The organism is Verrucomicrobium sp. 3C (assembly GCF_000379365.1).
In the GTDB taxonomy this organism is placed as follows: domain Bacteria; phylum Verrucomicrobiota; class Verrucomicrobiia; order Methylacidiphilales; family Methylacidiphilaceae; genus Methylacidimicrobium.
Genome location: NZ_KB901878.1, coordinates 873 through 21769, shown reverse-complemented (window position 1 = coordinate 21769; position 20897 = coordinate 873). Strand labels below are relative to the sequence as shown.

General features: G+C 59.5%; 29 protein-coding genes and 1 pseudogene. 4 read left to right on the top strand and 26 right to left on the bottom strand.

Annotated features, from left to right (window positions below; genetic code table 11):
- Positions 1-84: 84 nt before the first annotated feature.
- The 25 genes and pseudogenes from secY to A37A_RS0113840 all read right to left on the bottom strand — a co-directional run bounded on the left by secY (position 85) and on the right by A37A_RS0113840 (position 16017).
- Positions 85-1581 carry a preprotein translocase subunit SecY gene (gene secY, locus A37A_RS0113960; RefSeq protein WP_020494489.1) on the bottom strand — a complete coding sequence of 499 codons (1497 nt, stop codon included), beginning with the start codon at positions 1579-1581 and terminating at the stop codon, positions 85-87.
- Between the two features lie 296 nt (positions 1582-1877).
- Positions 1878-2321 (bottom strand): 50S ribosomal protein L15, encoded by a 444-nt coding sequence (gene rplO / locus A37A_RS0113955; RefSeq protein WP_020494488.1) that lies wholly within the window; start codon positions 2319-2321, stop codon positions 1878-1880.
- The gene (gene rpsE / locus A37A_RS0113950; protein ID WP_081616337.1) at positions 2318-3061 is read right to left on the bottom strand and encodes a 30S ribosomal protein S5; all 744 of its coding nucleotides are present in this window, start codon (positions 3059-3061) and stop codon (positions 2318-2320) included. Before rpsE ends, rplO begins: the two co-directional genes overlap by 4 nt.
- 40 nt (positions 3062-3101) lie before the next feature.
- Positions 3102-3434, bottom strand: coding sequence for a 50S ribosomal protein L18 (gene rplR / locus A37A_RS0113945; protein WP_304412321.1), 333 nt, complete (start codon positions 3432-3434; stop codon positions 3102-3104).
- Between the two features lie 64 nt (positions 3435-3498).
- On the bottom strand, positions 3499-4041 hold the full coding sequence (gene rplF, locus A37A_RS0113940; protein ID WP_018292103.1) for a 50S ribosomal protein L6: 543 nt from the start codon (positions 4039-4041) through the stop codon (positions 3499-3501).
- Between the two features lie 39 nt (positions 4042-4080).
- On the bottom strand, positions 4081-4467 hold the full coding sequence (locus A37A_RS0113935) for a 30S ribosomal protein S8 (protein ID WP_018292102.1): 387 nt from the start codon (positions 4465-4467) through the stop codon (positions 4081-4083).
- Positions 4468-4477: 10 nt separating this feature from the next.
- Positions 4478-4663, bottom strand: a complete 186-nt coding sequence (locus A37A_RS0113930) for a type Z 30S ribosomal protein S14 (RefSeq protein ID WP_020494486.1) — start codon at positions 4661-4663, stop codon at positions 4478-4480.
- A 15-nt stretch (positions 4664-4678) separates the two neighbouring features.
- Positions 4679-5260 (bottom strand): 50S ribosomal protein L5, encoded by a 582-nt coding sequence (gene rplE, locus A37A_RS0113925; protein WP_020494485.1) that lies wholly within the window; start codon positions 5258-5260, stop codon positions 4679-4681.
- The gene (gene rplX, locus A37A_RS0113920) at positions 5257-5583 is read right to left on the bottom strand and encodes a 50S ribosomal protein L24 (RefSeq protein WP_018292100.1); all 327 of its coding nucleotides are present in this window, start codon (positions 5581-5583) and stop codon (positions 5257-5259) included. The genes rplE and rplX overlap by 4 nt, the downstream gene beginning before the upstream one ends.
- Positions 5580-5945, bottom strand: coding sequence for a 50S ribosomal protein L14 (gene rplN / locus A37A_RS0113915; RefSeq protein WP_018292099.1), 366 nt, complete (start codon positions 5943-5945; stop codon positions 5580-5582). The genes rplX and rplN overlap by 4 nt, the downstream gene beginning before the upstream one ends.
- Complete coding sequence (gene rpsQ / locus A37A_RS17695; protein ID WP_018292098.1) at positions 5942-6346, bottom strand: 30S ribosomal protein S17; 405 nt, start codon at positions 6344-6346, stop codon at positions 5942-5944. Before rpsQ ends, rplN begins: the two co-directional genes overlap by 4 nt.
- Positions 6343-6579: a 50S ribosomal protein L29 gene (gene rpmC / locus A37A_RS0113905; RefSeq protein ID WP_018292097.1), complete on the bottom strand. Its 237-nt coding sequence runs from the start codon at positions 6577-6579 to the stop codon at positions 6343-6345. Before rpmC ends, rpsQ begins: the two co-directional genes overlap by 4 nt.
- Complete coding sequence (gene rplP / locus A37A_RS0113900) at positions 6576-7001, bottom strand: 50S ribosomal protein L16 (RefSeq protein ID WP_020494483.1); 426 nt, start codon at positions 6999-7001, stop codon at positions 6576-6578. Before rplP ends, rpmC begins: the two co-directional genes overlap by 4 nt.
- 15 nt (positions 7002-7016) lie before the next feature.
- Positions 7017-7664 carry a 30S ribosomal protein S3 gene (gene rpsC, locus A37A_RS0113895; protein ID WP_018292095.1) on the bottom strand — a complete coding sequence of 216 codons (648 nt, stop codon included), beginning with the start codon at positions 7662-7664 and terminating at the stop codon, positions 7017-7019.
- Positions 7665-7673: 9 nt separating this feature from the next.
- Positions 7674-8024 carry a 50S ribosomal protein L22 gene (gene rplV / locus A37A_RS0113890; RefSeq protein ID WP_018292094.1) on the bottom strand — a complete coding sequence of 117 codons (351 nt, stop codon included), beginning with the start codon at positions 8022-8024 and terminating at the stop codon, positions 7674-7676.
- A gap of 33 nt (positions 8025-8057) precedes the next feature.
- The gene (rpsS, locus tag A37A_RS0113885) at positions 8058-8339 is read right to left on the bottom strand and encodes a 30S ribosomal protein S19 (protein ID WP_026195852.1); all 282 of its coding nucleotides are present in this window, start codon (positions 8337-8339) and stop codon (positions 8058-8060) included.
- Between the two features lie 12 nt (positions 8340-8351).
- Positions 8352-9200 (bottom strand): 50S ribosomal protein L2, encoded by an 849-nt coding sequence (rplB, locus tag A37A_RS0113880; protein ID WP_018292092.1) that lies wholly within the window; start codon positions 9198-9200, stop codon positions 8352-8354.
- Between the two features lie 15 nt (positions 9201-9215).
- Positions 9216-9534 (bottom strand): annotated as a pseudogene (gene rplW, locus A37A_RS0113875) (50S ribosomal protein L23).
- Positions 9500-10123, bottom strand: a complete 624-nt coding sequence (rplD, locus tag A37A_RS0113870; RefSeq protein WP_018292090.1) for a 50S ribosomal protein L4 — start codon at positions 10121-10123, stop codon at positions 9500-9502. The pseudogene rplW and the gene rplD overlap by 35 nt, the downstream one beginning before the upstream one ends.
- A 24-nt stretch (positions 10124-10147) precedes the next feature.
- Entirely contained in the window at positions 10148-10843 is a 696-nt protein-coding gene (rplC, locus tag A37A_RS17690) for a 50S ribosomal protein L3 (RefSeq protein WP_155996705.1), read from the bottom strand.
- A gap of 35 nt (positions 10844-10878) precedes the next feature.
- Positions 10879-11187, bottom strand: a complete 309-nt coding sequence (gene rpsJ, locus A37A_RS0113860; RefSeq protein ID WP_018292088.1) for a 30S ribosomal protein S10 — start codon at positions 11185-11187, stop codon at positions 10879-10881.
- A 14-nt stretch (positions 11188-11201) separates the two neighbouring features.
- Positions 11202-13370: an elongation factor G gene (gene fusA / locus A37A_RS0113855; RefSeq protein WP_018292087.1), complete on the bottom strand. Its 2169-nt coding sequence runs from the start codon at positions 13368-13370 to the stop codon at positions 11202-11204.
- 130 nt (positions 13371-13500) lie between these two features.
- Positions 13501-13965: a 30S ribosomal protein S7 gene (gene rpsG / locus A37A_RS0113850; protein WP_020494480.1), complete on the bottom strand. Its 465-nt coding sequence runs from the start codon at positions 13963-13965 to the stop codon at positions 13501-13503.
- A gap of 17 nt (positions 13966-13982) precedes the next feature.
- Entirely contained in the window at positions 13983-14396 is a 414-nt protein-coding gene (gene rpsL, locus A37A_RS0113845; RefSeq protein ID WP_018292085.1) for a 30S ribosomal protein S12, read from the bottom strand.
- A 466-nt stretch (positions 14397-14862) separates the two neighbouring features.
- Entirely contained in the window at positions 14863-16017 is a 1155-nt protein-coding gene (locus A37A_RS0113840; protein WP_231363942.1) for an ISNCY family transposase, read from the bottom strand.
- A gap of 270 nt (positions 16018-16287) precedes the next feature.
- On the opposite strand from A37A_RS0113840, the gene A37A_RS0113835 reads away from it, so the two are divergent.
- Positions 16288-16890 carry a methylated-DNA--[protein]-cysteine S-methyltransferase gene (locus A37A_RS0113835; protein WP_018292082.1) on the top strand — a complete coding sequence of 201 codons (603 nt, stop codon included), beginning with the start codon at positions 16288-16290 and terminating at the stop codon, positions 16888-16890.
- Positions 16891-16924: 34 nt separating this feature from the next.
- Here the strand turns inward: A37A_RS0113835 and A37A_RS0113830 are convergent, their stop codons facing one another.
- The gene (locus A37A_RS0113830) at positions 16925-17782 is read right to left on the bottom strand and encodes a diacylglycerol kinase family protein (RefSeq protein ID WP_018292081.1); all 858 of its coding nucleotides are present in this window, start codon (positions 17780-17782) and stop codon (positions 16925-16927) included.
- Positions 17783-17822: 40 nt separating this feature from the next.
- Between A37A_RS0113830 and A37A_RS0113825 the strand changes: the two genes are divergently transcribed.
- The 3 genes from A37A_RS0113825 to A37A_RS21605 all read left to right on the top strand — a co-directional run bounded on the left by A37A_RS0113825 (position 17823) and on the right by A37A_RS21605 (position 20580).
- On the top strand, positions 17823-19166 hold the full coding sequence (locus A37A_RS0113825; RefSeq protein ID WP_020494478.1) for an AsmA-like C-terminal region-containing protein: 1344 nt from the start codon (positions 17823-17825) through the stop codon (positions 19164-19166).
- A gap of 67 nt (positions 19167-19233) precedes the next feature.
- On the top strand, positions 19234-19770 hold the full coding sequence (locus A37A_RS0113820) for an RsmD family RNA methyltransferase (RefSeq protein ID WP_231363941.1): 537 nt from the start codon (positions 19234-19236) through the stop codon (positions 19768-19770).
- 552 nt (positions 19771-20322) lie between these two features.
- Positions 20323-20580 carry a hypothetical protein gene (locus A37A_RS21605; RefSeq protein ID WP_020494476.1) on the top strand — a complete coding sequence of 86 codons (258 nt, stop codon included), beginning with the start codon at positions 20323-20325 and terminating at the stop codon, positions 20578-20580.
- The last annotated feature ends 317 nt before the right edge of the window (positions 20581-20897 follow it).

The window sequence follows — 20897 nt, the reverse complement described above, 5'->3', positions numbered from 1 at the left end:
CCCATCCGCCTCGCCTTTGGGTACGAGCTTTGTGAGATCTGCGGGAGAAAAGACTCCGTTCGACAAGAACGGGCCAGTCCGCGATCAATGTTTGGCGAGCGAGATCGTCACCCCAGCGATCACTAGGAGTCCAATCAAGGCGTAGAGCCAAACGAGAGTCCCTTCTTGCACTGGGCCGCCACGGCCTGCGGGCCCAAAGCTCGAGCGCCCTCGGATCTTTCCCCGCTTCAAGAAGCCGTCGTACCGGCGCTGGAGAAGATGGGTCTCGGTTTGTCGCATCGTATCGAGCATGACACCGACGACGATCAGAAGACTGGTGCCGCCGAAAAACTGCGCCGTGATGGCCGGGATACCCAAGAGGCTCTGGACGAGCATTGGCAACACCGCCAGTGCCGAAAGAAAGGCAGCTCCAGCCAGTGTCAGCCGGGTCATGGAGAAATCGAGGAACTCCGCCGTGGGCTGTCCTGGGCGAATTCCAGGAATAAAGCCACCATGTTTTTTCAAGTCGTCGGCGATCTGAACCGGGTTGAATTGCGTCGCCACCCAGAAATAGGAGAAGAAGAAGACCAAGAGCACGGTAATGCCGTAATAGAGGCCGCCTGCGGAGAGCGAGGTCGCGAAGCGCGCGGCCGCCGGCGAATTCGGGAAGAGAAAGCCGATCACCGTCGAAGGAAAGAGGAGAAGCGCCTGAGCGAAGATGAGCGGCATCACGCCCGCGTAATTGACCTTGAGTGGCAAGAAGGTGCTCTGTCCCCCATAGACCCTGTTGCCGCGTACCTGCTTTGCGTAGTGGACCACGACCTTGCGCACCCCCTGGGTCATCGCGACAGTGGCCGCGACGACTCCGAAGAGGAAGACGAGAAGGAGAGCGAGGAGCAAGGGGCTGGATCCTGAAATGCTCGAAGGGGAAACGAGCTTCGACCATGCCTGCAAGAGGGCCGCCGGCAGGCGAGCCAAGATGCCGATCGTAATGATCAGAGAGACGCCGTTGCCGATGCCCTTGTCGGTGATCTGCTCTCCCAGCCACATGAGCAACATCGTTCCCGAGGTCAGGCTCAGCACGGTAATCAGCCGGAAGGCCCAACCGGGGTCAGGAACCAAGGGCACACCCAGCCGTTCGATCACCGAAGTGATCCCGTGAAGGAGCGGGATGCTTTCGGGATTTTCAAAGCCGACTGCCAGCAAGTATCCCTGGAAAAGACAGAGCAAACCGGTGAGTACCCGCGCATACTGCGTCAGCTTTTCCCTCCCACCCTCTTCGCGGGCGAGTTTGCCGAGGCTTGGGAGGACGGTCGTCAGCAGCTGAATCATAATGCTCGCGCTGATGTAGGGCATGACGCTCAGCGAGAAGAGGGCGCAATTCTCGAGTGCTCCTCCGCTGAAAAGGTTGAGCATCCCGACCACGGAGCCTTGCGCCTGCTGGTCGATTACCGTGTGGAAGTATTCGCTGAGCACGTGTGGATTCACGCCGGGACAGGGCACGGCGGAGCCCAAACGGACGACGACAATCATCGCCAAGGTGAAAAGAATCCTTTGGCGCAACTCTGGTATCCTGAAGCAGTTAACAAAGGCGGAAAGCATCGTCTTCTTTTCTTTCTCAGACTTGTCCGAAACCTAGAGATTCTTCCAGAGTTCCCTGTGCCGGCCTGGTTCCAACGGGATCTCTCGTCCCGCTCCAAGGCAAGGAAGAGCGCCTGGCCTGCGTGTCTCACAAAGTTCGTACCCGAGGCGCGGCGTATGGGTCTGGATGCGAGGAGGAGCGCAGGTTTTTCCCCGGAGTTTTATGACGAGATGCTGCGAGGAGGGAAAACTAAGTCCCAACGAAGCAAACAGGTCCATTTCGCAAGCCGCAGGAGAACGCTTGTGAGACATGCAGGCTAAGAGAGGATTTCGATCTTGCCTCCCGCCGCTTCTACCTTTGCGTGCGCGGCGGCGCTCACGGCGTGGACCACGAGAGTGACTGCGCGGGTGATCTCGCCGTCGCCCAACAGCTTCACTCCGTCCCAATGGCCCTTGACGAGCCCGGCCTCGCGCATCGCCTGCGGATCGATGCGATCGCCTGGGATCCTTGCTAGATCCCGGAGATTGACGGGCGCGTAGGTGGTGGAGAAGCGGGCGTTATTAAAGCCTCTGCGGGGAACCCTCCGAATGAGAGGCATCTGTCCCCCTTCGAATCCGATCCGTATGCTTCCCCCGGAACGAGCCTTTTGGCCCTTGTGACCTTTTCCGCTTGTCTTCCCGTGACCCGAACTCTCTCCGCAACCGAGCCGCTTTTTCCTATGCCTCGCTCCCGGTCTCGGGTGTAAATCGTGCAATCTCATGCTCGCTCCTGGGTCTCGACTCTTGCCGTTTGGTCCTGCGGCTTTGCGCTCTCGTTCTTGGACGTCCCCTTCCTGCGCAGATGGAGGATATTATCTGGTGAGCGGAGTTGACGCAGGGCAAATAAGGTTGCCTTGGCGACATTATTGGGGTTACTCGAACCGAAGGACTTCGTCAGGACATCCTTGACTCCGGCCGCCTCTAAAACCGCTCGAACGGTCAGTCCGGCAATGATACCTGTTCCCGGCGATGCGGGCTTGAGAAGAACTCTTCCGCCGTCGTACTCTCCGATGGATTCGTGCGGAATAGTCTGTCCACGCAGGACAATGGGATCCATCTGCTTGCGCGCGCTTTCCGTGGCTTTTTTGACCGCATCGGCGACTTCATTTGCCTTGCCGAAACCAACGCCAACCTTTCCTTGTCGGTCGCCGACGACCACCAGCGCCCCAAAACTATACCGACGACCCCCTTTGACGACCTTGGCACACCGGTTGACGTGGACGACGCGGTCCATCAGCTCTCCGGCAACCGCTTCCCGACGATGGCCATCCGATCCTCCTCGACGCGTCCGACGTCCTCCCCGCGGCGTGGGCCGCTCCGAAGATGTTCCCGCTCCAGCCCCTCCCGATTCCCGTGTCATCGGCGGAGGCGTGGCAGCAGCGACCGTCGCCGCGCCGACTTGCGTCTGCGGAGCGTTCTCCTGCTGCTTCTCGTCGCTCGTCCGCAGTTGTGATGTTTCCATGCTTTCTTGATCCGATCCAGTCAATGATTCGATTGATTCCTCAGAATTGCAAACCCGCTTCTCGGGCGGCGTTGGCCAAAGCCTCGACCTTTCCGTGATAAAGGAAGCCGCCGCGATCGAAAACGATCGTTTGGATCCCCTTTTGCTTAGCTTCCTCGGCTAAGCGAGCGCCGATCTTCGACGCTCCCGCCACATTGGCTCGGAGACCAGCAAGATCCTTCTGGCGCGTCGAAACGAAAGCTAACGTCTTGCCCTCCTGATCGTTGATCACTTGCGCATAGATATGCTGTCCGCTGAAGTGCACCGACAGCCTCGGCCTTGTGCCGGAGCCGACCACCTTCCGGCGTATGCGCCGATGGCGCCGATCCCTCATCTCCCTTCGTCCCTGACGCATAGCTTCTTCTCCGTCCCTATCTTACCCTGCTTATCCTGTTCGCCTACTTGCCTTGCGCAGTCTTCCCCGCCTTACGCCGGATTGCCTCGCCTGCGTAGCGAACTCCCTTCCCTTTATAAGGCTCGGGAGGATAGAAGCGGCGAATCTCGGCTGCTACCTGACCGACCAGGCACTTGTCAATGCCTTCGATCAATAATTTAGTGTTCTCGTTTACCGTGATGCGGATCCCGTCGGGAATGGGGTAGACGACCGGGTGCGAGAAACCCAGGTTCAGCGTAAGATCCTTTCCTTGTGCCGCAGCACGGAATCCGACTCCGTGAATCTCCAACTCCTTACGAAAACCGGCGTGAACACCCGTCACCGCATTGTCAAGGAGGGTTCGATGCAAGCCATGGAGAGCGCGGTTCTGCCGCTCCTTGCCGCAGTTCTCTACCGAGAGAGTGCCCTCAGTGAAGGACGCGGTCAAGCAGTCCGGGATCCGATGCGACGCTTTTCCCTTAGGCCCTTCGACGGATACCGAGTTGCCCTCTATCGCGACCTTGACCCCAGCGGGTACCGGGATCGGCTTTCTTCCGACTCGTGACATGATCCGGACTTCTCCTTTCTTTCCTGTGCGGCGATCGCGCTATTCTACGGCGAGCAGCAACTCCCCTCCCACATTGGCTCGCCTCGCCCGGTGACCCGCAAGAATCCCCTTCGGGGTTGAAAGGATGCAGAGCCCAAGGCCGCCCAAAACGCGCGGAACTTCTTTTGCTCCGACATAGCGGCGACAGCCCGGGCGGCTGATGCGGCGCGCCTTTTGGAAGAGCGCCACCTCGCGAAGAAGAAGACGCAGTTGCCGCACCCCCTCCCGGACGGAAACGACCTCAAATTTTTCCAAATATCCTTCCTCCACCAGCACGCGCGCAACGGCCTCTTTGATTCTGGAATAAGGAAGCACGACTTCCGGCTTGCTCGCTCTCTTGGCGTTTTGCAGCGCCGAGCACAAATCGGCTAATGGATCGGTTTGCACGTCGATTCTCTTACCAACTGGCCTTCGTTACCCCAGGGATCTCCCCCCAGGAGGCGAGTTCCCGAAACGTGATTCGACTCACGCCAAACTTGCGCAAATACGCGCGCCGGCGACCCGAAAGCCGACAGCGGTTGTATCGGCGGGTGCGGAACTTGGGTGTCCGCTTCTGCTTTGCAATCCATGCCTTTGTGGCCATATATCCTTCCTCCTCTCAAGTCGTCGTCGCCGTCACAGCCTCCCTGCGCGCTCCAATGAACGGCAGCCCGATTCGGCTCAGCAGATCTCGCGCTTCTTCCTTCGAACCAGCAGTCGTCACGATTGTGACGTCAAATCCGAATGTGCGCTTGATCGTTTCGAGCTCGATTTCCGGAAAAACGCTATGATCCGGAATCCCGAACGTGTAGTTGCCGCCGCCGTCGAAGCCCCGCGGGGAGAGACCGCGGAAGTCACGAACACGCGGGAGAGCTGCCCAGATCAACCGTTCGACAAACTCGTACATCCTTCTGCCGCGAAGCGTGACCTTACAGCCGATCTCCTGGCCCTGGCGCAGCTTAAAGTTGGAGATGCTCTTCCTGGCTTTCGTCTTCACGGGCCGCTGCCCCGTGATCGCCTCCAGGGCATGAATCGCGTCCTCTAACGCTGTCTTCAGCTCCGGAGAAGATCCCACGCAGCAATTGATGACAATTTTCTCCAGCCGGGGAACCTGGTTGACATTGGCGTAACCCCTTGCCTCCCTCATCTGGGGCAGGATCTGCTCCCGATACGTTTTTGTAAAAACTGACAGCTCACTCATGGATGCGCACCCTCCATCGCGGAACTGGCCGTTGCGCGGCGCCGCTCGCTCTCCTGGTACTTCGACAGGAGCGTGACGTTGGAAAGAGCAATCGGTGCCTCACGCTCGACAAATCCACCCTGTGGATTCTCTTGGCTCGGGCGGATCGCTCGCTTGGTGAGATTAATTCCTTCGATCAGGACACGGTTCTCCTTCCGCAGCACCCGAAGCACCTTACCAGTCTTTCCCCTCTGCGTCCCGCTCACGATGGCGACCTCGTCGCCCCGCTTGATGTGAAAGACGGACTGGGGTGCCAACTGTTTCCTACCACCAAATGGCTTCATACGACCTCTGGAGCAAGGGAGACGATCTTGATGAAGTTCTTGTCGCGCAATTCGCGGGCGACAGGCCCGAAGACGCGAGTTCCTCGTGGATTCAGATCCTTGTCCACGATGACTACGGCGTTCGTATCAAACCGGAGGTAGGAACCGTCGGGTCGGCGAATCGGATGCTTCGTCCGCACCACGACGGCGCGAACGACTTCGCTCTTTTTTACGGCCCCGTCCGGCGCCGCCTCCTTCACGGCCGCCGTGATGAGGTCTCCCACCCGGGCGCTCAGGCATTTGCGCCCGATCACCCCGATCATCGTGGCCCGGCGTGCGCCCGTATTATCCGCCACCTCTACCCAAGAACGAATCTGGATCATACCGCCCCTTCCAGCCGACTCGACCGAACAATTTCCACCAACCGCCAGCACTTGAGACGGCTGAACGGACGGGACTCTTGAATCCTTACCCAATCTCCCGGCTTGGCCACGCCTCCTTCGTCGTGCGCATAGAGCTTCTTGTGCCTGCGGACGATTTTCCGATAGAGAGGATGTGCCACGCGTTGCTCCACACTGACGGCAATCGTCTTCTGCATCTTCACGGAAACGACTTGCCCCGTGCGCATTTTCCCTTTCTGTGTGATCTCCGCCTGCAGCATCGGCTTTGGCTGCTCTACGGCAACGGCTGCCGGGGCCTTCTTGGGGGATCGCGCGGCGAGCTTGCTCTTCGAGGCGGGCTTGCTCTTTTTTGAGGCCGCCTTTTTGTGGCTTTGGGTCTTCACGCTTTCTCCTTCTGGTTCCTCTCCCGCCTCTCTACAGGCCCGATCCCGAGTTCCGCTTCCCGTAGGAGAGTCTCCACGCGGGCAACGAGCTTTCGCAATTCCGGTAAGCGGCTCGGCTTTTCCAAAGAGCCCGTCGATTGCTGCAGGCGAAGACGGAAGATCTCCTCCCGGACGTCCGTTCCCTTGGAGAGCAACTCTTCGCTGGATAAGGCGCGGAGTTGGGTCGTCTTCATACCCGCAAGCTCCTTTCCCGACTGATGAACCGGGTGTAAACGGGAAGCTTTGCCGCAGCGAGCCGGAACGATTCTCGAGCCGTCTCCTCGGTCAAGCCATCCAGCTCAAAGAGCACATTACCGGGACGCACGACGGCTACCCAAAACTCCGGCTGCCCCTTTCCTTTGCCCATCCGGGTTTCCGGGGGGCGAGATGTTACCGGTTTATCAGGAAAAATCCGGATCCAAAGCTTTCCTTTCCGTTTCGCATTACGGGTAATCGCCACGCGGGCCGCCTCGATTTGAGTGTTGGTAATCCAGGCACGCTCCAAGGTTTGCAAGCCGTAAGCCCCGAAAGCAACGGATGTTCCCCGGCTCGCATTCCCAGCGCGGCTTCCCCGCTGACACTTTCGATATTTTACGCGTTTTGGTAAAAGAGCCATGATTTTGCGCTGCTCCTAAAATCCCCCTCCCACTACTTCCTCTTTCCGAGAGAGCCAGACCTTCACTCCAATCTTTCCCGCGATCGTCCGTGCTTCGGCAAAGCCATAATCGATATCCGCCCGGAGGGTGTGCAGAGGAACTTTCCCTTCCCGATATCCATCCACCCGGGCGATTTCCGATCCCCCCAGCCTTCCGGCGCAACGGACACGGATGCCCATGGCTCCGGCTTCCCTGGCCATCTGCATGGCCTTTTTCATCGCCCTCCGATGAGAAATGCGGCGCTCGATCTGGAGGGCGACATTCTCGGCGACGAGTTGGGCATCCAGCTCAGGTCGTTTCACCTCTTTCACATCGACCAGCACCTCTCGCTCCTTCCGAACCAACCGCTGAATTTCCTCCCGCAGCTTGTCGAGCTCCGCCGCCTTTCGCCCGATCACCAGCCCTGGCCGGCCCGTGTGGATATTGATCCGGACCCGGGTGCCGGCCCGCTCGATGACGACCTTGGAGATCGCAGCGGTCGCCAGCTTCCTCTTGATGAGGCGGCGAATCTGAAAATCCTCCGCGATGTACTCCGGGAAAGACCGTTTGTCCGCATACCAAATCGACCGCCACTGGCGGTTGACGGGAAGTCGAAAGCAGAGGGGATTAACCTTTTGACCCATATCGTTGCCCTATTTCTTTTCCTTCTCTTCCTTCTCTTCCAGGACAATCCGGATGTGGCTCGTCCGCTTGTGGATCGGCCCGGCGCTTCCTCTTGCCTTGGGCTGGAAGCGTTTGATCGTCGCCGCCTCTCCAATCAGGGCTTCCTTCACGAAGAGATCTCCCCGGTGGAGGCTATGGTTGTTCTCCGCATTCGCCACGGCGGAAGCCAGGGTCCGCCGAATATGACGCGCCCCCTCCTTCGGGTAATGCTCCAGCGCCGCCAGCGCGTCCTGGGCAGCCATGCCCTGGATGCTCCTGGCCACGTCACGCAGCTTGAAGGTAGACATGCGAACGAAACGGTTGATGGCCTTTACTTCCATAGAACAAACCTCGCGAATGAATTGCGCCCTTCCTTACTTGGCCGTCGCCTTCTCCGTATGCGTTCCGTGCCTTTTGAAGATGCGGGTAGGCGAAAACTCTCCCAACCGGTGGCCGACCATGTTTTCGGTGATGTAGACCGCATGAAACGTCTTGCCGTTATGAACCAGAAAGGTGATGCCGACAAAATCCGGGATGATCATCGACCGTCGCGACCAGGTTTTGATCGGCTTCTTCGACGCGGATCTGAGGGTCACGCTCACCTTCCGAAGCAGGTGATCATCGACAAATGGCCCTTTTTTTAGACTACGACCCATGAACTTCTCCCTCTATTTCTTCCGCTTCCGGGTTCGGCGCTCGAGAATGAAACGATTAGACTGCTTATTATGCCGGCGGGTCTTCTTCCCCTTGGCCAACTTGCCCCAAGGCGACTTGAGTTGCTGCCTTCCTCCTCCACCTTTGCTCTTCCCTTGCCCCCCCCCGTTCGGATGATCGATGGGATTCATGGCGACACCTCGGACGTGCGGTCGCCTTCCCAGCCAGCGGGTGCGTCCCGCCTTGCCTAGCGAGACATTGAAATGGTCGGCGTTGCTCACTTGGCCGATCGTCGCGTAGCAGCTCGCCACGATTCGCCGCACCTCTCCGGAGGGAAGCCGAACCAACGCGTACCCCTGATCCACTCCCATCAGTCGCGCACCCGATCCGGCTGCACGCACCAACTGGCCTCCCCGTCCGGGGGTCAACTCGATGTTATAAATCGGAGTTGCCGCCGGAATCTTTCCCAAAGGCAGGGCGTTTCCCGGTTTGGCCGGCGCATCCGGGCCGCTCACGACCGGATCCCCAACCTTGAGCTCCAGAGGCGCAATGATATAACTCTTCTCTCCATCGCTGTACCGGAGCAGCGCAATTCGACTCGTCCGATTCGGATCGTATTCGACGCTCTCTACCGTTGCCGTTACCCCATGCCGTTGCCGGCGGAAGTCGATCAGCCGATAACGCCGCTTGTGTCCGCCGCCCCGATGGCGCGCCGTTACCCGTCCGTAGTCGTTTCGACCGCCCTTCTTGGGCAGTGGAACCGTAAGCGAACGCTCGGGTTCGTTCTTGGTGATATCCGCGAACGAGTCAAGCTGCGTGTAACGCAGCGTGGGCGTCAGCGGACGAAACTCTTTGAGGGCCATCGCCGTTTCCTTTCTCTATGCCGTTAAATCCAGCTTTTCGCCGGGAGCCAGAGTTACGAGCGCTTTTTTTCGCGCCGAGCTTTTCCCGATTCTCCCCACCCGCCCGCGACGAACCTTGCCTGGAGAGCGCAAGGTGTTCACCGCCACGACCTTTTTCGAGAAGGCTTTCTCCACTGCCTTCCGAATCTCTGGCTTAGTCGCATCCCATGCGACTTCAAAAAGGTACTGGTTGTGCTTTTCCCCCAGGATGGTGGCCTTCTCCGTCATCCAGATGCGCCGCAGAATTGTCTGGTAATCTCTCATGACTGTTTACCTCCGTTACCCAAGCGCTCATCGAGGATGGAAAGGGCCGGCTGCTCGAGCACGATCCGGTCCGGCCAGAGCAGATCCTCGGCGTTGACCTCCGCCGCGGGTACAACGGCGATGAGAGGATGATTCCGCGCTGCGAGCCAGACCGGCGAATCTTTCCTCTCGACGATGAGCAGGAGTGTCTCTTTCCGGTTCCAAACGTCGAGCTTCCGCACGAGCTCCTTCGTCTTGGGCTGCGCCAACTCGATGGTGTCCGAGAGGAGAACTGCCCCTTCGACGATGCGTCCGCTGAACGCCTTTCGCAGAGCGAGCCGCTTCACCTTTTTAGGCAACTTCTTGGAAAAATCCCGTGGCTGAGGCCCGAAGACCACTCCGCCTCCGCGCCAGACCGGGGAGGAGCGATAGCCGGCACGGGCTCTTCCGGTTCCCTTTTGCGCCCAGGGCTTTTTTCCAGATCCGCGGACGGTGGCCTTCGTCTTGGTTGCCCGGGTCCCGCTGCGTCGATTCGCCCGGTAGGCGACGACCGCTTCGTGAAGCGCCTGACTCCCCCGTCCATCGGATAGAATGGGAACCTTGATCTGCTGCTGAGCTTCTTCCACGGTAAAAACTTTCATGGTCGGGTCCTCGATCGATCGACACTACTTCTTGGACGATCTTGCCGGCTGGGCCTTTCCACCCTTCCCTTGCGGCTTCTCCTGCGGCTTCGGCTGCCCCTTGATCGCGGTCCTGACGAGCACCAAGCCGCCGCGGGCACCGGGTACGCTTCCTCGGATGAGGAGAGCACGATCCTCTTCCCGCACCGCCACCACCCGGAGATCCTGAACAGTCGCCCTGGCGTTGCCAAGGTGCCCAGGCATCCCTTGATTCCGAAAAATGCGGCCCGGGGTCGAGCGGCAGCCAATCGCCCCGTTGCGGCGGTGCATCTTCGAGCCATGCGCCGCCCCCTGTCCGGAGAAGTTGTGCTTCTTCATCACTCCTTGAAACCCTTTGCCCTTGCTGACCCCAATCACGTCGACAAGCTGCCCCGGTCGGAAAAGAGCGACCTCAACCTCTTGGCCGGGCTTCCACTCCTCGGAGGCGGCAATCGTGAACTCCCGAAGAAAGCGCCTTGGCGTGACCCCCGCCTTGGAAAAATGTCCCCGCATCGGCTTAGTCAGACGCTTTTCCCGAACGGTCTCAAAGCCGATCTGCGCTCTCTTGCTTCCATCCCGGCGCGCCTCAAATCGGACAACCACATTGGGCTCCGCACCGACCACGGTGACGGGAACCAAGTTGCCTTCCGCGTCGTAGATCTGGGTCATTCCAAGCTTCCTGCCCATTAGCCCCATGCTCATGCTCGTCTCCATTTCCCGTTCGAAAAGCGCTGCCTTCAGATCCGAATCGTAATGTCAACCCCGGCCGGCAGATTGAGCTTCTTGAGCTCATCGACCGTCTTCGCCGTTGGCTCCATGATCTCGACGAGGCGTTTATGCGTCCGGAGCTCAAACTGATCCATGCTCTTTTTGTCGGCATGGGGCGATCGGTTCACCGTAAGGCGCTCGATCTTCGTCGGGAGGGGGATGGGCCCGGCAACAGCGGAACCGGTCCGACGGGCTGTCTCCGAAATCTCCGAGGCTGCTCGATCCAAGAGTCGATAATCGAACGACTTCAACCGAATACGAATCTTACTCGCTGCCATAACGTTCCGTAGTCCTACTTCCGCTTCTGCTCCACGATCTGAGCGACGATTTGCGCCGGCACCTGCTCGAAGTGGGAGGGCTCCATGGAATACGCGGCCCGTCCCTTCGACATCGATCGGATGTCGTTAACATACCCGAACATTTCCGACAAAGGCACCTCCGAGCGCACGTTGGCGGTCTTCCCTTTGGTGTCGACGTTGAGAATCTTTCCCCTCCGGCGCGTCAAGTCGGCCAGGATGTCCCCCTGGTACTCGTCGGGTGTCGAAACCTCGACTTTCATGATCGGCTCCAAAAGGATCGGATTCGCCTTCTTGATTGCATCCTTCATGGCAAAAATCGCGGCCATCTTGAACGCCAGCTCGTTCGAGTCGACCTCGTGGTAGCTCCCGTCGAGGATGTGGATGTCGAGATCAATCACCGGGCTGCCATGGATGATGCCAGCGGTGAGCGCCTCCTGGACTCCTTTGATGCAGGCGGGGATATACTCCTTGGGAATATTTCCGCCGACCACCTTGCTGGTAATCTCGGTCCCCTTTCCCCGTTCCAAGGGCTGGATCTCCAGGATGACATGTCCATACTGGCCCCGTCCGCCGCTCTGCTTGATCAGCTTGCCCTCGCCCTCTGCCGGACGAGTAATGGTTTCCCGATAGGCAATCTGAGGTGCGCCCGCATTGGTGCCGACCCCGAACTCCCGGCGGAGCCGGTCGCCAATGATCTCCAGGTGGAGCTCGCCCATGCCGGCAATAATCGTCTGACCCGTCTCTTCGTTGCTGCTTACCCGGAACGTGGGATCTTCTTCCATGAGCCGCTGCAAGGCCAGACTCATCTTTTCCCGGTCTGCCTTGGTCTTGGGCTCTATCGCCATTGAGATCACCGGCTCCGGAAAGCTCGGCGGCTCCAGGATCACGTCGAGATCCTCGTCAACGAGCGTGTCGCCGGTTGCGACATCTCGAATGCCCACCAGCGCCGCGATATCTCCGGAATGAACCTCCTGGATATCCTTGCGTTCATCGGCCTGTACCTGGACGATGCGGCTGATTCTCTCTTTTTTGCGCGTTCGCGGATTATAAACGGTCATCCCCTTCTGCAGCGTGCCCGAATAGACGCGGAAGAAGACCAGCTTGCCGACAAAGGGGTCGGTCCAGAGCTTGAATGCGAGCGAGCAGAAAGGAGCACTGTCATCGGGCACGACGACGACCGCCTCCCCAGTGACCGGGTGCTGGCCATGGGCGGCTTCAATGTCCACCGGGCTCGGCAAGTAATCGATCACCGCGTCGATGAGAAATTGGACTCCTTTGTTTCGAAAGGCAGAACCGGCGATGACAGGCACGAACTCGTTGGCGATCACGCTGCGCCGAATCGCCCCCTTGATCTGCTCGGTGGTCGGCTCCTGCTCCGCGAGAAAGATCTCGGCCATTGCCTCGTCCTTGTCCGCGAGCGCCTCGATCAGATTGCGGCGCGCCGTCTCCGCCTCCTCCCGGTATTCTCCCGGGATCTCCTCTACCGTGTAGGTCGATCCCAACCGATCGCTATCGGAATAGAGAATCGCCTTGCGATTGATGACGTCGATCTGACCCTGAAAGTGATCTTCTTTCCCTAGGGGCAGTAGGATAGGCCAAGCATTGGCTCCCAGCTTATCCCGGATCTCGTGGACCGCTTTCTCGAAGTCGGCACCAACCCGGTCCATCTTGTTGATGAAAGCAATCCGGGGCACGCGGTAGCGAGTTGCCTGCCGCCAGACTGTCTCCGATTGCGGCTGAACCCCAGCGACTCCGCAAAAGACAGCGATGACCCCATCGAGCACTCTAAGGGAGCGCTCCACCTCGGCGGTGAAATCGACATGTCCCGGCGTATCAATGATGTTGATCCGAAACTTTTCCCCAGCGAACAGCTTGGCGATCCCCTCCTCCTTTCGAACCGGCCAGAAACAGGTGGTCGCCGCGGAAGTGATGGTAATTCCACGCTCTCGCTCCTGCTCCATCCAGTCGGTCACAGTGGTCCCCTCATGGACCTCTCCCATCTTATGAATGGAGCCCGTGTAGAAGAGGATGCGCTCGGTCAAGGTAGTCTTTCCCGCATCAATGTGAGCGGCGATCCCGATGTTGCGAGTCCTCTCCAGGGTGTAGGGTCGATGGGGAGAGTTCCGGGTCGCCGAAGCGCCCGTGGATGTCGTTGCCTCCATAGTTGAAACTTCCTTATCCATTAATCTTACCGCTACCGCTGGCACTCGGCAGGCTGCTTTCCGTTCCCTGACGGGCCGCAAGTCGGTCGCCAGAAACAGCCCACGCGCTCTTCTTAGGTGCTAAACATTTCTAATATCGCAAATGCGCGAAGGCTCGGTTTGCCTGCGCCATCTTATGGACTTCGTCCCGCTTCTTTACCGCAGCGCCTTGACCGGTTGCCGCATCCCGCAATTCGTTCTGGAGGGCAACTTTCATAGGAACTCCCTTGCGGGAGCGAGCGGCTCGCAAAATCCAGCGGAGAGCAAGAGAGACCTGGCGATCGGACGAGACTTCGACCGGTACCTGGTAGGTAGCCCCTCCCACCCGCCTCGATTTGACCTCGACCCGTGGCTTCACGTTGTCAATCGCTTTCTGGAGCGTCTCCACGGGGTCGCTCGCCTTGGGCTCCGCCCCTTCGATGGCTCCATAGGTTATCTGCTCGGCGCGCGCCTTTTTTCCGCGAGAAAGGATCACGCTAATCAATCGCCGCACGAGTACCGACCCATACTTCGGATCTGGTGGCGTCTGCCGCTTTTCTGCTCTTCTTCTTCGCATAGCATCAGCCCCTGCCGCTATTTCTTGGCGGCTCCTTCCTTCGGTCGCTTCACGCCGTACTTACTCCGGGAGACGTTTCGATTCAACTTGTTGGTGTTGCTCGGACCTACCGCGCCACCCGCATCGAGAATGCCACGAACAATGTGATATCGCACCCCAGGCAAGTCCTTGACCCGGCCTCCCCGGAGCAGAACGATCGAATGCTCCTGGAGAGAATGCCCTTCCCCGGGGATGTAGGCGATCACCTCTTTCCCGTTCGTGAGCCGAACCTTGGCAACCTTGCGCAAGGCGGAATTGGGCTTCTTCGGCGTCCGCGTCATGACCTGAATACAGACTCCCCGACGTTGCGGGCAAGAATCCAAGGCGGGAGCCTTGGTTTTGCGCAGCAACTCCTCTCGTCCCTTTCGGACCAACTGATTAATCGTCGGCATCGCTTATCTCGTTACCAAACCGAGTGAAAGGATTCAACTATTGCGAGCGAAAGAAAGTCTGACAAGTCCTTTTCACGATCTTTCGACCGCGCTTTACTCGATTTGCAGGCAAGTCGCCCTGCGAATCGGTCCCCGAGCGCACCCGATTTTGGCGTCCGGCACGATTGGGCGCCGCAAATGGACTTGGATGCGAGGCGCGGCGCCGGTTTTCCCCCGGAGCTGTATGAGAACATACTGCAAGGAGGGAAAACCAAGCGAGAGCGAAGCAGCCGGGTCCATTTCGCAAGCCGCAGGAGAACGCTTGGGACAAAGGCAGGCGATCGAGCACCACAAGGTACCACTGTTGAAGACATGTCAAACTGACCGCTTTGGTAACAAGTGATCTGACCGCTTGGGATATTGGATTGTTGTTTCCTTTGGGGTTCTTGCCCTTGCCCCGGGGCAAGGGCAAAGTTCTGCTCCTCTTTTAAGCCGCCTTGGTTTGGTGTGGCTCCAGCGGCTTGCCCTCCGAGTCGTACCAGCCGACGATCCGGTGGCCGTACCGGACGCTGAGGTTGCCGTCGAGATGCTCACAGACCCGGACGCGGCATTTTGCCAAGCCCATACGCCAGCTTTGGGGCAAGATCTGGGGCTTCTTCCGCCCCCAGTGGACCGTGTTGTCGTTGCCGACGATTCGGTCGTCCTGAACGCAGAGGATCCCATCCAGGTCGGCTCCTCCGGCCGGGACAAAGGCGCTCTCCTCTTCCTTGGGCTTTACGGCCAGGGTGCGGTTATGCCAGGGAAGAAACTTCTTCCGGATGTACTCGTTGGCCGCTTCCAGGGTCTGAATGCCCGCAGCCTGGATCTCCCGCGGCAGCCGCCCCCGCCAGGTGCCGAAGAAGCGCTCCATCCGTCCTCGGCCCTGTGGACAGTAGCTGGGTATGTGCTCAATGCCCAACTGCGCCAGCGCCCGGCCGACCTGCGTCAACTGCTCTCGGTCTACCCCTTTTCCCGCCTCGGGCGTGTGGAAAAAATGGCTGCCCCGGTCAGTGTAGAGGCTGCAAAAGAGCCCCTCCTTCTCAATGACGCTCCGTAAGCCCGAAAGGATCGCTTTGGTCCCTTCCTCCTCGCACAAAAAGGCCTCGTAGACTTCGCTCGTCGCATCGTCCAGTAAGGCGATCAGATCCGGCTGCCATCCCAACCCCGGAATCCAATCATGAGTGCTCCCGTCCACATGCAAAAGCATCCCCCGCATCGGCCTCCGCTCTCGCTCCAGTCGATGAACCCGCCCACGATTCCGCTTCGGCAGCAGCCCAGCCGTCTGCAACGCACATTTGACCCAGGAATAGCTCAACTCAATCCCATGCTCCTCCCGAAGCTTCTCGTGAAAATGCCGCCCGTTCCATCCCTCGTAGCGCTCCCGATAGAGCCCAAGAACCTTCTCCACCGTCTCCATCGGCACCCTCCGCGGACTTGACCTCCGCTTCCTCCGATCAAAAAGCCCGTCGTATCCCCGAATCCGATACCGAGCTCGCCACCGCCGAAGGGTGCGAGGACTCCATCCCAAAATCTCCGCCGCATCCAACCAACTGATCCGCTTCGCCATCGCCCGCATAATATACACCTCCGAACTAAGATTCATGAACCGCCATCCTTCCGCTTCGCCAAAGCCGTCCATGCCCCCATCTCATGAACTCTCCAGCCCCCAATACCCAAGCGGTCACTTCATCTGCCCTCGCGGCGGTCACTTCACTTGCTTACGACACACCACAAGGCACCCCTGGACGAGCAGCGGCGAAAACGCTACGCTCCACGCATGCGCCATTCACGACGTTTCGGCTCTCGTTTTCGCCTGCCAACTTCTAAGAGACGTCTTGCAAGGAGACCAGGTAAAGGAGAGCCAACCGGCGAGGTGCTGGCCGACGGCGCGGGTCATTCCGACCAGCCGCCTGCCCCGCCGCTTCTCGCTCCGGCTCCCGGAAGGGGCAGACTCTGCGAACAGGAGATCGACACCCCTCTGGGAATCATGGTGGGGATCGCCGATTCCGCCGGCTTGCGGCTCCTCCAGTTCGCCGACTCCTCCAAGCTTCATGCACAGCTGGTGCGTATGGCTCGTTGGCTCGGTTGCTCCCCCGCACGACGATCCAACAAGCCACTGAAAGCACTCGAGACCCAGCTTGCCGAGTATTTTGCCGGAGAACGGCTGCGGTTCTCGATCCCCATCGCTCCGATCGGCACGTCCTGGCAATTGACGGTTTGGAACGGCCTGCTGCATTGCGCGCCTGGAGCGACCGTATATTATCAAGATCTGGCTCGGGCTCTGGGACGGCCGCGCGCGGCACGCGCCGTCGGGAACGCAGTCGCAGCGAATCCCCTCCCCATCCTTGTCCCTTGTCACCGCGCAGTGCCTAAGCGAGGCAGCTTGGGGGGATATGTCGGCGAACCATGGCGAAAAGAGCGCCTTCTCACCTTGGAAGCGTTCGCGGACAAGCGAGGGTGGACGCCGGAGCTATGAGCGGCCATGCAGGATTGCTTCTTCGCCTTCCGACTCATGGGACGAGGACATCCAGTTCCGCTGGCGCGAGCGAGAAGGAGCATGGAGTATGACCGTAGAGCTCGCCATCGACCTCCAAGGGGACAGGGCGGGCCGAGCGGACGGTCAGCGTCTTTGCTTGAAAATAGAGGACGTCGGAAAATTGGGTGTGCCGCCGGGAAAGCACCCCTTCCACGTAACGGGCGATGGCTACGGCGTTGAGCTCGGCAAAGAGACATCCGTCGAGCAAGCCGTCGTCGAGCCTCGCGTCGGGGAAGACGGCAAACGGCCCGCCGTAAAATCGGCCATTCCCCACGAGCAGGAATCGCCCGTAGTGCGTTTCCTTCCCGTCCAGCGTGACGTCCAACAGCGGGGCCGATCTTCCTAGAAGCGCTACCGCGGCGAGCAAGTAGCTGACCGGGCCAAAGGTTTTCCTGGTCCACCAGTGCGTCCGGGCAAGGATTTCCGCATCCAAGCCGACGCCTGCGAGCTGAACGAAGCGCTGCTCTCCCACCCGGGGAACGTCGACCTTCCTGGTCTTTCCCCTCAGAATGATCTCCCACGCGCTCTCCAGTTGCATGGGAATTCCCAGCTCCATGGCAAAAACGTTGATCGTGCCAAGCGGCAAAATTCCAAGAATCGCGGCTGTCCCGTCCAGACCGTTGACAACTTCATTTACGGTCCCATCTCCACCCGCGGCTACGACGATTCGGTACCCATGGTCCAGCGCACGCTCCGTTTGAGCCTCCGCATCTCCGGGGAACTTCGTGACTCGAATCACCGAGTCGCCGACCGCCCTGCGGAGCCGATCGAAGAGCCTTCGGGATTTCTCTCCCCGCGCCGCCGGATTAAAAATGATGCAGGCGCGATTCATTGCTGGAAAATCTTTAGAAACTCTTGCCTAATTGCAAGCAGTGCGGCTGCTTCGACACGTGGGCGAGTTTGTGATCGGCCTGGTCCTGGCCGCAATCGTCTTTTTTTTCCTCGCGGAGCAGGGCCTCAAGCGGTGGGTATCCGGTCGCCGAGCCGCCGCCTATCTGGAATGGGCGATCAGGGAAGCGCTGGGCGGTCCTGTCCGGTTCTCCTCGGCGGAATGGAAGCCACCCGCCGAAATTACCCTGCAGGATCTCTGGGTCGATAATCCCGCCAGTCAAGCGGCTCCAGCCCTCTTTTCCGCCAAAGAGGCTCGCTTCGAATACTCCCTGCCCAGTCTACTGACCAAGGGCTTTTATCTTCGGCGTGCCCGGTTGGATAGACCGAGCTTCTCCTCCCAGATGGACCGGGAGGGCAGGCTCCTGCTACCCTTGATCGATGAAGATCCTGCCAGGCCTGGTTCACCGCTGATCCTTGCCCGCGCTCGGCTTGTGCCGTGGCGCGTCGGCAGTCTGGATATCGCGAACGGGCGGGCGGTTCTCCTTCTCCCGGATGGCATGCCTCTCGTGGAGGCCGGGCAAATCTCCGCTTGCGGACCGCTTGAGGAAAAGAGAGGCTTGCTCTACGGAACCGGAACCTTCGCCGCCACCTGGATGCGGATTCTCGGTCGTTTTTCCTGCGATCAACTTCTAGCGCAGTACAAAATCGATGCTTCCCGCCTAGCCCTTTCCCACGTGCAGGCCCTCGCTAGCGGCGGCCAAATCGAGGCAGCACTCTCCCAGCTTCCCTCCAATGCCCCTGGAGGCATTTTTGGATTGCGCCTCAAGATCACCGATCTCGACCTCCATGAGTTTCTTTCCGTTCTTTGTAACAACGGGCAGGCCGCCAGCGGACGACTCTCCCTTGATCTCGACTCTCGCGGCCGGCTCCTCGTGGCCAAGAGCTTTGCCGGACAAGGCTCCTTCGCCGTCAAGAACGGACACATCGAGAACATCTCCCTTTTTTCCGCCTTGGCGACGATTTTTCGGGAAGGCAGCCTCGCTCAACCTGCTTTCTCGGAATGCTCCGGACAGTTCCGGATTCAGGAGGGGGCCGTAACATTTTCCAACCTTGACTTTGACTCCCCTCACTTTTCTCTCTCGGGAGAGGGGTCGGTGGCCTTCGATTCTTCCCTGCGGTTCGTCCTTCGCGTCCACCTGAAAGATTCTCTCCTCCACCAGCTCCCGGAGCTGATTGCGCGCCAGCTCCGCTTCCTGCAGGATCGATCGCAGGCGATTGTCCTGACGATGAGAGGAACGATTCAGAACCCGGAAGCGAAGCTGGTGGAAAAGTTGGCGTTGCGATCGAAAGCTCCGAGACCGCTTCCCTCGCTCCTCCTCCCATGAGTCGGGAAGCGGGACCTCCTTATGCCCAACGTTCCGGCGGCGCGGACGAAGGCCTATGGCTCTGCGAGTGATTTCCGGCACTGCCGGCGGACTTCGCCTCGAAGTTCCCAGAGGGGTCGAGATCCGACCAGCCCTCGACCGAATGAAGGGAGCGATCTTCTCTTCGCTCGGACAATGGATCGTCGGCAAGCGAGTGCTCGATCTTTACGCCGGCACGGGCTCGCTCGGGATCGAAGCCTTGAGCCGAGGGGCACGGGAAGCGACGTTCGTCGACTTAGCCCATGCCTGTTGCCGAGCGATCCGTCAGAATCTCTTGAAGACGGGCTTCCGTGGAGAAGTGATCGAGGCCGACGCCCTTCGCTTCCTCGCGAGGGACCAGTACCGCTACGACATTGTCTTTGCCTCTCCCCCCTATGAGAAAAAGGAGCTCATCCTAGACAGTCATCCCCTGCTCTCCTCGGTTCCGCCACGGCTGGCCCCCCACGGGCTTTTCGTCTGGGAGTTTTTTCGACGGAACCGGATCGAGGACCCGGGTCCGTGGAAAGTCCGGTGGCAACGAAGAGCGGGAGAAACCGTCGTCGTCCTGCTCGAGTTGGAGGGTTAGCTGGATTCCTCTAGAACGAAGCCATCACCCATCGGCCTCGGAGCGGCAAAAACTCGCCTCCGTTGGCATATAATCTGCTTTTAGAGTTTCTCGGTGAAAGAAGAATTGATGGAGCGCTTCGAAAACGGAAAGATTCCGGGCCAGAAGAACCTGCAGACATCCACGCCTGCCAAGACGGTGCGAAGGAACCTGATCGCCAAACCCTCCGCGCCGATTTGGCCTCGACCGTTTCGTCGGTACGTCGAGTAAGGGAGATGGCCCGCAGCGGTGTTGGGTCGGCCCTGTACGGATGTTTTCTCCTTCGGTTGGCCAGCCTTCTTGCCTGTCTTACAAAGTTCGTGACCGAAAAGCGCCGCGCAAGCCCCTAACCGCCATTTCTCGTGCGCCGTGAAAAGGGTGCATCGCCCAGTGGGGAGGGAGTGATCTCCACCCGGCAACTATTGCTCCAGCCGGAAGCACTCGGAGCGGCTACTGGTGGTAACGCCAGCGGTCGAAGCCTCTGGGGAAAAAGGCCCGGGAAGCGGGTCAGCGAGCAAGCAGGCCCTAAGGCAAGTGAACGCTGAACAAAGCCTCGAAACGGGCAATGCGGACGCCGAGCTCGTGAGAGAGAAGCGAAGGCCGTTGTCTTCCTGGGAAGGAGAGCAAATCGATGCACTGGGGAGAGCCGCCGGGGTATTGGGCGAGGGCATGCGGGCAAAGGACGATGCATCAACACGGGAGGCCCAGCTGGCCGGGAGCTCGGGTAGACCCCGAGCGGACCGACCGCTGCCCCGCGAGGGGCCGAAGCGGGACCAGGTGGGAGTCGGATAGGTCCATACTGTGCGCTGGGCAGCGCATGAATCAGGAGGGTTTAAGTCCCTCCGGCGCTCGAATGAGGGGCGCCGTATCCAAAAGCGGAGGTATTGCCTCGCTGGTCACCGGTGTAAGTCGTTGGAGGACAGGGTGTCCGGAGCGATCCGGAATCCGAAGGGTTTGAGGAGAAGTATTGGGCTGTAATCAATGAGGGCAACCTCGAGGATGAACAGGTCGGCCAAAGATGGGGCAAGGTCGAGCCCGTAGTATGGAGGCGAAGGCGTTACTCATTCACCCATCGTACCAAGGTGTTTGCTGGCGGCACGATACGGAAG